Origin of the sequence: Massilia sp. Root418, assembly GCF_001425265.1 — a bacterium.
Classification (GTDB): Bacteria; Pseudomonadota; Gammaproteobacteria; order Burkholderiales; family Burkholderiaceae_D; genus Rugamonas.
This window is the reverse complement of sequence record NZ_LMEC01000005.1, coordinates 18618-27791: the sequence shown is the minus strand read 5'-3', so window position 1 is coordinate 27791 and position 9174 is coordinate 18618. Positions and strand designations below refer to the sequence as shown.

At 66.3% G+C, this 9174-nt stretch carries 5 protein-coding genes and 1 rRNA gene; 1 reads left to right on the top strand and 5 read right to left on the bottom strand.

Going from position 1 to position 9174, the window contains the following annotated elements; genetic code table 11:
* Window positions 1-71: ribosomal RNA gene (locus ASC94_RS07310) — 16S ribosomal RNA — on the bottom strand; the annotation flags it as partial.
* A gap of 521 nt (window positions 72-592) precedes the next feature.
* Here ASC94_RS07310 and ASC94_RS07305 point away from each other — a divergent pair.
* On the top strand, window positions 593-2551 hold the full coding sequence (locus ASC94_RS07305) for a sigma-54-dependent Fis family transcriptional regulator (RefSeq protein WP_056392810.1): 1959 nt from the start codon (window positions 593-595) through the stop codon (window positions 2549-2551).
* A gap of 5 nt (window positions 2552-2556) precedes the next feature.
* Here the strand turns inward: ASC94_RS07305 and ASC94_RS07300 are convergent, their stop codons facing one another.
* From ASC94_RS07300 to acs, 4 genes are all read right to left on the bottom strand, one after another.
* Window positions 2557-3552 carry an FAD:protein FMN transferase gene (locus ASC94_RS07300; RefSeq protein ID WP_056392808.1) on the bottom strand — a complete coding sequence of 332 codons (996 nt, stop codon included), beginning with the start codon at window positions 3550-3552 and terminating at the stop codon, window positions 2557-2559.
* The gene (locus ASC94_RS07295) at window positions 3549-5807 is read right to left on the bottom strand and encodes a 4Fe-4S binding protein (RefSeq protein WP_082616337.1); all 2259 of its coding nucleotides are present in this window, start codon (window positions 5805-5807) and stop codon (window positions 3549-3551) included. The genes ASC94_RS07300 and ASC94_RS07295 overlap by 4 nt, the downstream gene beginning before the upstream one ends.
* Window positions 5808-5832: 25 nt before the next feature.
* Window positions 5833-6987, bottom strand: coding sequence for a hypothetical protein (locus ASC94_RS07290; protein ID WP_056392806.1), 1155 nt, complete (start codon window positions 6985-6987; stop codon window positions 5833-5835).
* Between the two features lie 157 nt (window positions 6988-7144).
* Window positions 7145-9100 (bottom strand): acetate--CoA ligase, encoded by a 1956-nt coding sequence (gene acs, locus ASC94_RS07285; RefSeq protein WP_056392804.1) that lies wholly within the window; start codon window positions 9098-9100, stop codon window positions 7145-7147.
* Window positions 9101-9174: the final 74 nt, after the last annotated feature.

Genomic DNA, 9174 nt, shown 5'->3' with positions numbered 1-9174 from the left:
TACCGTTCGACTTGCATGTGTAAAGCATGCCGCCAGCGTTCAATCTGAGCCAGGATCAAACTCTTCAGTTCAATCTCTGTTTAAAGTCATTGCTGACTTGGTCGCTCTTCAATTAACTGACGATTCCTTCTTTCGAAGGTCACGTTTGTTTTTCGTTGAGCGTTTAAATAATTTGAGCTTCGCAGCTTGCGCTGCGGGCCCCATCATCAAACGCCCACACTTATCGACTGTTAATTTTTAAAGAATTCTGCGTTACTTGCTGAAGCGTTTTGTTCAGCAGCAGAGAAGGAAGATTATGAGGCTTGTCGCTGTTTCCGTCAACCCCCTGCTTTTCCTTCTATCCTGCGCTGCGTATGTTCAGCAGCGCGGGGACAGAACTATAGCAAGTCCCTGTCCCATAGGCAAGCGCTATTTCAGGTTCATGTAAGCTGGTGGCATCAGGCTTGCTAAGTACTAGCAAGCGGCAAGGCCAAGGGCCCTGGCGCGGCATTTGTTCCGTCCTGGTTGTTCCGGAACGATACAAATGCTCCATACTGTAACAACCGACACACAAAAACGCCGCATCAGACGGCCCGTTAGAGGAATCGGAGACATGTACCAGCCAACCGCCACCACTGCCGCCCCCGACATGGCCGGCATTATCAGTACCTCGCATGAGCGCTCGCTCGCCTACGGGCTCTGCCCGGAAAGCAAGCAGGACTTCGGCGCCCTCGCCGGCAGCGAACTGTCCCTGCTGATAGAGCAGAACAAAATGCTGCATACCCATGCGCTGCCCGCCATGGAAACGCTGTATCAGCAAATCATCAACACCCACAATATGGTGCTGCTGACGGACGCCAACGGCGTCATCCTGCACTCGCTGGGCGATGCGGACTTTCTGGAAAAGGCCAACCGCGTGGCGCTGCAACCCGGCGCGGCATGGTCCGAAGCGTGCCGCGGCACCAATGCGATCGGCACCGCCATCGCGGAAAAGAGCGCGGCGCTGGTACATGCGGACCAGCACTACCTGCAGGCCAACCATTTCCTCACCTGCTCCGCCGCCCCGATCACCGACCACCACGGCAATGTGGTCGGCGTGCTGGACGTGTCCGGCGACCAGCGCAGCTACCACAAGCACACCATGGCCCTGGTGCGCATGTCGGCGCTGATGATAGAGAACCAACTGTTCCAGGCCACGTTCGAGGACGCGATCACGCTGCACTTCCACACCCGGCCGGAATTCATCGGCACGCTGATGGAGGGCATCGCCTCCTTTACGCCGGGCGGGCGCTTCCTGTCCGCCAACCGCAGCGGCCTGTTCCAGCTTGGCCTGAGCTACGCGGCGCTGCAGACGCACACCTTCAATTCGCTGTTCGGCCTGCCGGTGTCCGCGCTGTTCGACCACTATCGCACCGCCGCCCCGGGCCTGCTGAACCTGTGCATGCATAACGGCGTGCGGGTGTACGGCCGCGCCCAGCTGCGGCTGGGCAGCAGCCACTTCCAGCATGTGCTGGCCCCGCCGCAGGATGGCGAACACGCGGCACGGCCGGTTTCGATGGCGGCGGCGCCGTCCGCGCAGCACGCGGCAAACGCGGCGCGCAAACTGTCCGGCCTGCGCTACCTGCGCACCGGCGATCCGCAGCTGGAACTGGTGATCGACAAAGTGACGCGCGTGCTGGGCAAGGACATTCCCATCATGATCATGGGCGAAACCGGCACCGGCAAGGAGCTGCTGGCCCAGGCCATCCACAACGACTCGCCTCGCGGCCAGGGCCCCTTCATTCCCGTCAACTGCGCATCGATTCCAGAAACGCTGATCGAGTCGGAGCTGTTCGGCTACGAGGATGGCGCGTTCACCGGCGCGCGCAAGAAGGGCGCGGTGGGCCGCATCCTGCAAGCGAACGGCGGCACCCTGTTCCTGGACGAGATAGGCGACATGCCCTACAGCCTGCAGGCCAGGCTGCTGCGCGTGCTGCAGGAGCGCATGGTCACGCCGCTGGGCAGCAGCAAGTCCATCCCCGTGAACGTGGAAGTGATCTGCGCCACCAACCACAATCTGCGCGACCGCATCGCCAAGGGCCTGTTCCGCGAGGACCTGTATTACCGGCTGAACGGTCTGGTGGTGAAGCTGCCGCCGCTGCGCGAGCGCACCGACCTGGAAACGGTGGTGAAGAAGATTATCGCCATCGAATCAAACAGCACACGCTACACGGTGGCGCCGGAGATGCTGGAGCTGTTCCGCTGCCACAAGTGGCCGGGAAACTTCCGCCAGCTGACCAATCTCCTGCGCACGGCCATCGTGATGGCGGGCGACGAGTACGAGATCTCGCAGCGCCACATGCCGGACGACTTCCTGGACGATATTGCCACGGCGTCGCCGCCCTGCGGCGCGCAGCTGCACGGCGCGGCTCCGGCCGTCCACGCACAGCCAGCCGGCGCCAGGCTGGAGGACGTGGAGCATTCGCTGATCCAGAAGACACTGGCGGCGCACGGCGGCAACGTGTCGGCCACGGCGCGCGCACTGGGCGTGTCGCGCAATACCATCTACCGCAAGATGCCGCACCTGAAATAATCTGCTCATGCGCGCGCCGCGGCCGCGGCAAAGCCAGCCGAGCGGCGCGCACGCCCCTGCTTGTCCACAGTGAGCAGATCGATGCCGGGCAGGCGGCCGGCCAGTGCATGTGCCTTCTTTTCGCCCATCACCATGAACGCAGTGGACAAGCCGTCGGCCAGCAGTGCGGACGGTGCCAGCACCGTCGCGCTGGCCAGTTCGGGCGAAGAGTCGCCGCGCTCCGGATCCAGGATGTGGTGATGCACACGGTCTTGGGTGAACACGGTTTCGTAGTCGCCAGAAGTGGCAATGCTGCGGTCGCGCGCCTGCACGATGTCGGTGCAGGCCTGCGCATCGCGCGGGTCGCGGATACCCAGGGTCCAGGGCAGTCCGGACGGCTTGGCGCCGCTGGCTGCAAATTCCCCGGTGTCGAGCAGCGCGTTGCGGATGCCGTGGCGGCGCAGCGCAGCGAGCGCCAGGTCGGCGGCATAGCCCTGGGCCAGGCCGTTAAGCGTGAGCGCCATGCCGGGCCGCAGGAAGCGCACTTCGCCGCGCCTGAATGCGAGCTGGCGCCAATCCACCAGCGCGCGCGCCTGCTGCACGGCGTGGGCATCCGGCAGGCGGCCATGCAGCGCTGCGCCGGCATAGGCCAGCCATAAGGGCTGGACGGTGACGTCGAACGCGCCCTCGGTCAGCAGCGACAGCGCGCGTGCCTGGGACAGAACCAGCAACAGGCGCGTGTCGGGCGCGGCCAGCGCACCGTCGCGGTTCAGCTGGTAGACCTGGCTGGCTGGATCGTAAATGGACATCAGCCGATCCACGGCCTGGGCCTCGCGCAGCGCAGCGCTCATGGCGGCCTGCGCGAGAACAGCATCGGCGTGCGCCACGGTGACGGCGATGGTGGTGCCGAACGCCTGCGCGGCGGACGTGTGCAGGGTGGCGGCTGCAGCGCCGGTGCCTGCCTCCGCTGCGGCGCCGGCCAGCACGCCCATGGAGGCTGCCAAAAATGTCCTTCGTTTCATGACGCCCTCTCCTTCGCGCCTTCGCGCACAATCGGAATGAAATTGCCGCGCTTGCGCTCCAGCCGCAGCGGCGCGCACTGGTCGGCGCTATCGTGGATGGCCACGCAGTCCAGGCATTGGAAACACTCTTCGTAGTCGATCGCACCAGCCGGGGTGATGGCCTGGTAGGCGCAGCGGTGGCGGCACGTCTGGCAGGGCTGTCCACACTCGCGGCGGCGCGGCACCCAATCCAGCAGCCTGGCGCGCCCAAGCAGCGACAGGCCGGCACCCAATGGACACAGGTAGCGGCAAAAGGCGCGGAACCAGAAGGCGCTCAGCAGCACCAGCCCGGCAGCGTACGCCACGTAGGGCCAGCTGCGCACGAAGGCCAGCGTGATGGCGGTCTTGAACGGCTCCAGCTCCAGCAGCTGGTCCAGCCCGGCCTCCGCCGGCCTGGCCGTGGCGGCTCCGCGCACGGCCGCGCCAGCGGCGGGGCTGGCCGCATCCGCCAGCGTCCCCTCCAGTGCGGCGCTGGAGGCGATTGCCACGTTGATGGCGATCGCGGCCAGTCCGACAAACTTCAGCCATTTGACCTGCTTGTCGGTCCTGCTGCGCAACCGTATCTGCGGCAGGCGCAGCCAGCTTCCAAGGCGCGCGCCAAATTCCTGCAGCGCACCGAAGGGGCACAGCCAGCCGCAATAGACGCCGCGCCCCCAGAACAGCAGCGCGGCCAGTGCGAACAGCCAGACCATGAGCGTGGCGGGGTCAAACATCAGGTAGTCCAGGCTGCGTCCGGCCGCCAGTGCCTGCACCACGCCGGTCAGGTTGACGATGGACAGCTGCGCTTGCGCCCAGTAGCCGATAAAGCCCAGCGTGAACAGCAGGTAGCCCGTGCGGAAACGCGCGAGCCACACGCTACGCGCGGCCAGCCGGCGCTGCAGCATCAGCGCGATGGCCAGCACCAGCAAACCGGCGGCCAATACGCCCAATTCCGCCGCGCGGGCGCGCCAGACGCCGGCCCAAGGCTGCTCGGCCGGTGCGCCGGCAATGTAGAACCGCTCGGGCAGCCGGTATGGCAGCGCCAGTTCGCGCGTGATCCGCTCCGGGTAGACGATGCCCTTGCTGCGCGTGACCGGCAGCGCAAAGTCCAGCGGCAGCCCAGGATCCAGCCCTGCCTGCGCAATCACGCGGAATGCGGCTACCCGTACGTCGCCGAAGGCCTGCTGGTCCTTCAATGCCGGTTCCAGGTCCAGGTCGCGCAGTTCAAGCGGCAAGCCTTGCTGCCGCAGCACCAGCCGCTCCGGCACGCTGCCCGCCACGAACTCCTCCGGCATCAGCGTGTGGCGGCCGGACCAGATGGCGAGCAGCGCGTGGTCGCCGGGTTCCAGGCGTGCCGCCAGCTTGTTCCAGCTGCGCGGTGTGAGCAGGCTGCGGCCCACTGCAGGCAGCGAAACATAGGCCAGCCGCAGATTGATGAACGTGGCGCCCGGATCGCGCAGCGCTTCCGCGTCCAGGCCCGCTCCCCCGGTTCCGCTGAACAGCGCCTCTGCCTGGCGGTTCGTCACGCGCAGCTGTCGCAGCAGCCCTTGTGCCACCATGCGTTCCAGCGGGATGGTTTCGTCCACATCCGTTCGCAGACGCGCGGCCTGGGCGGGATCGCGCCCGGCAGCAAAGCCGAGCCGCGCCCGCGCTACTTTCAACGCCGCCGACAGGACGCTCTGGTTGATGATGCGCACCGAGGCGGTGGCCTTGGCCACACCGTCGAGGTGGACTTCCTGTGCTGCGCCCTTGCCTTCCCTGCCGCCGATGCGCACCGAGCTGGCCAGCGGCACACCCTGGTACTGGGACAAAAACTGGACCAGCGGCGCCTCCCCCAGGCCCTCCAGGAATACCGGCTCGTGATGCGACAGCACCGACACGGAAAGGAAAATGCCCTTGGCGTCCAGCGCGATAAGCAGGTTGGGCGGCACGCCGGAGAAGCCCGGCACGGGCGCCAGGTCTATCGACTCGAAGGCATAACCGGCAAGGTCGGTCGCCGTGGCGTTCTGCCGGTACAAGGGCCATACCGGCAGTGCCGCGTCGCGCTCGCCCACCATCAGCGGCGCGGGGAAGTGCCGGGCCACGGCGGCGCGGTCCAGTACACCCGCCGCGGCCGGCGCGGCCGGCGCCAGCGAGCACACCAGCGCCAGTATTGACGCCAGCGCATGCCCGGAGGAGAGCGCTGGCCACAGCCTGCACGCGAAGCACCGGATAACGCCGAACAGTGAATGAACCATGGCCGCGCCGCTTTGCATCACCAGGTCAGAAGAAGATGATGCCGCCGAGCGAAGCACCGCTCATCTTCGCTTCGCTGCCGTTGAAGCCCTTGGAGCGGGTCTGCCCCACTTCGCCCACCAGCGTGATGGCGCTGTTCAGCGTGTAGTACGCGCCCAGCGTGAGGTTGGCGTTCGACTTCAAGCCGCCGGTGCCCGGGGTATTGTCGCTGTTCTTGCTGATGCCGTAGCCCAGGCCCAGCTTCATCTTGCCGGTGGCCTTGTAGGTGCCCTGCACGAAGTAGTTGCGCGCCGTGGTCTCGCCCTGGTCGGCGTCGGACAACACGCCCAGACCCTTGCCGCCCTGGACATTGGCCAGCAGGCCAAGCGCGCCTTCGCTATAGGAGGCGCCCACCTCGAAGGCGCGCATGGTGAAGTCGTTCACGCCGGGGGTGACGGACTCGAACTTCTGCCCCTTGGCGCCCAGCCAGGCCTTGGCGCCGCCCGCGCTCCAGGTGAGCTGGCCCTGCAATTGCGGGCTGGTCTTGATCGAGTAGACCGAGGGCGTCAGCAGCGGCGTATCGGACACGGGGCTCACCAGCGCCACGTCCACACCGAAGCCGTTGCTCTTCGGCAAGCTGTAGGCGATCTGGCCGTAGTAGCCGACGTAGCTGTAGCCGGCGCCGATGTGGCCCAGCGTGACGCGGCCGCGCTGCGTTGCCTGCACCGGCGCGCCCGCGCCGATCAAGGTCATGTCGCCGAAGATGGCGCCGGCGCCGAACAGGCCATTGTCGCGCCCCATCTTGATGGTGCCCATGTCGGCGGTGCCGAAAGTGAAGTAGGCCTGGCGCACGTCCACCTCGCTGTTCTGGCTGATGGCGCTGTCGGTGGCGGTGGCGTGGTAGATGCCGATCAGCGCCTTGACGTCGTAGCCGCCCTGGTTGGAGCTGGCGGAAGTGACCAGGCCATTGGGCAGCAGGCCGTTGCCGATGGTGCTGCGATCATCCTGGCCGCCGCAGCCCAGCCCTTTGCCGGCCAGCGCCAGCCCGCCCACCGCGTTGCCGGAGCAGGACACCTGGGTGTAGTAGGCGTTGACGATGCCGCCCACGCCCACGGTCCAGTCGCCCGCCTTGAAATCGACGGCGCCGGCCTGCTGCGCCGTGAAGGTGGCCGCAATCATGCCGCTCATGATGATCTTTTTCATACTGTCTCCCTTGGTTTTTTGTGATTTGGCACATCGATTGATGTAACCGTACAAGGGCAATTAGCGTGCCGGGTGTGCGGCAGAGGGAGAACCCTGCGGCGCCGCGCCGCTGCTGTGCCAATACGGATCAGCAGCGCGCCGCAGGTGTGCCGATTTTCTACACCGCCTTGCCCAGCTGCTCAAGGATGGCGGGGTTCTCCAGGGTGGACACGTCCTGCGTGATTTCCCCGCCCTGCGCCAGCACGCGCAGCAGCCGGCGCATGATCTTGCCGGAGCGCGTTTTCGGCAGCTGCTCGCCGAACCGGATCTCCTTGGGCTTGGCGATCGGGCCAATCTCCCTGCCCACCCAGTTGCGCAGTTCCTGCGCCAGCGCCTTTGCGTCGGCGCCGCCGGGCCGCGCCTTCTTCAGCACCACGAAGGCGCAGATCGATTCGCCGGTGGTGTCGTCCGGCTTGCCCACCACGGCCGCTTCGGCCACCTGCGGATGCGCCACCAGCGCGGATTCGATCTCCATGGTTCCCATGCGGTGGCCGGACACGTTCAGCACGTCGTCGATGCGGCCGGTGATGGTGAAATAGCCGCTATGCTCATCGCGCACCGCGCCATCGCCCGCCAGGTACAGCTTGCCGCCCAGCTCTTCGGGGAAGTAGCTGCTGCGGTAGCGCTGCGGGTTGTTCCAGATGGTGCGTATCATCGACGGCCACGGGCGCTTCACCACCAGGATGCCGCCCTGCCCGTCCGGCATGTCGTGCCCCGCCTCGTCCACGATGGCGGCCATGATGCCCGGCAGCGGCAGCGTGCACGATCCGGGCACCAGCGGCGTGGCGCCCGGCAGCGGCGTGATCATGTGGCCGCCGGTTTCGGTCTGCCAAAAGGTGTCGACGATGGGGCAGCGCTCGCCGCCCACGTGCTGGTGATACCAGCGCCAGGCTTCCGGGTTGATCGGTTCGCCCACGGAGCCCAGCAGGCGCAGGGTGGACAGGTCGTAGTTGCGCGGGTGCGCCGCCGGGTCCATGTCGCAGGCCTTGATCAGCGAGCGGATGGCGGTGGGCGCCGTGTAGAAGATGCTCACGCCATGGCGCGCGACGGTCTGCCAGAAGCGGCCCGCGTCCGGATACGTCGGCACGCCTTCGAAGATCACCTGAGTGGCGCCCACAGCCGTCGGTCCGTAGGCGATGTAGCTGTGGCCCGTGACCCAGCCGATATCGGCGGTGCACCAGTACACGTCGTCCGGCTTGATGTCGAAGGTCCACTTCATGGTGAGCGCGGCCCACAGCAGATAGCCGCCGCTGGAATGCTGCACGCCTTTCGGCGTGCCGGTGGAGCCCGACGTGTACAGGATGAACAGCGGGTGTTCCGCGTTGACCCACTCCGGCTCGCATTGCTCCGGCTGGTCCGCCATCAGGTCGTGCAGCCAGATGTCGCGGTCCGACACGTGGGTGACGCCGCCGCCGGTGCGCTGGTAGACAATCACGTGCTTGACGCTGCCGCAGCCGCCCAGCGCCAGCGCCTCGTCGACGATGGATTTCAGCGGCAGCCGCTTGCCGCCGCGCAGTTGCTCATCCTGCGTGATAATGGCGGCCGCGCCGGCGTCCACGATGCGCTCCTGCAGCGCCTTGGCAGAGAAACCGCCAAACACCACTGAATGCGTGGCACCGATGCGCGCGCAAGCCAGCATGGCGGCCACGCCCTCCACGGACATGGCCATGTAGATCACCACCCGGTCGCCCTTGCCGATGCCGCGCGCGCGCAGCCCGTTGGCGATGCGGCAGACCTTGGCATGCAGGCCACGGTAGGTAACGTGGCTGAAGGCGCCGTCGTCCGCTTCGAAGATGATGGCGGTCTTGTCGCCCAGGCCGCGCCCGATGTGGCGGTCCAGGCAGTTATAGGAAACGTTCAGGCGGCCGTCGTCGAACCAGCGGTAGAACGGCGCTTCGCGCTCGTCCAGCACGCGCGTGAACGGCACCTGCCAATCAAGGTTGGCGCGCGCCAGCGCCCCCCAGTAGCCTTCGTAGTCGCGCTCCGCATGGGCGCACAGGGCCTTGTAGGTTTCCATGTCCGGAATGGCCGCCTGCGCCGAGAACGCGCTTGGCGGCATGTAAATGGTTTGCATTTGCTACCCTCTCAGAAAAAAGGCAAAAAAACTGGCGACCGAGGCCGCCAGAAAAAGACACCAGGCAATCGTTC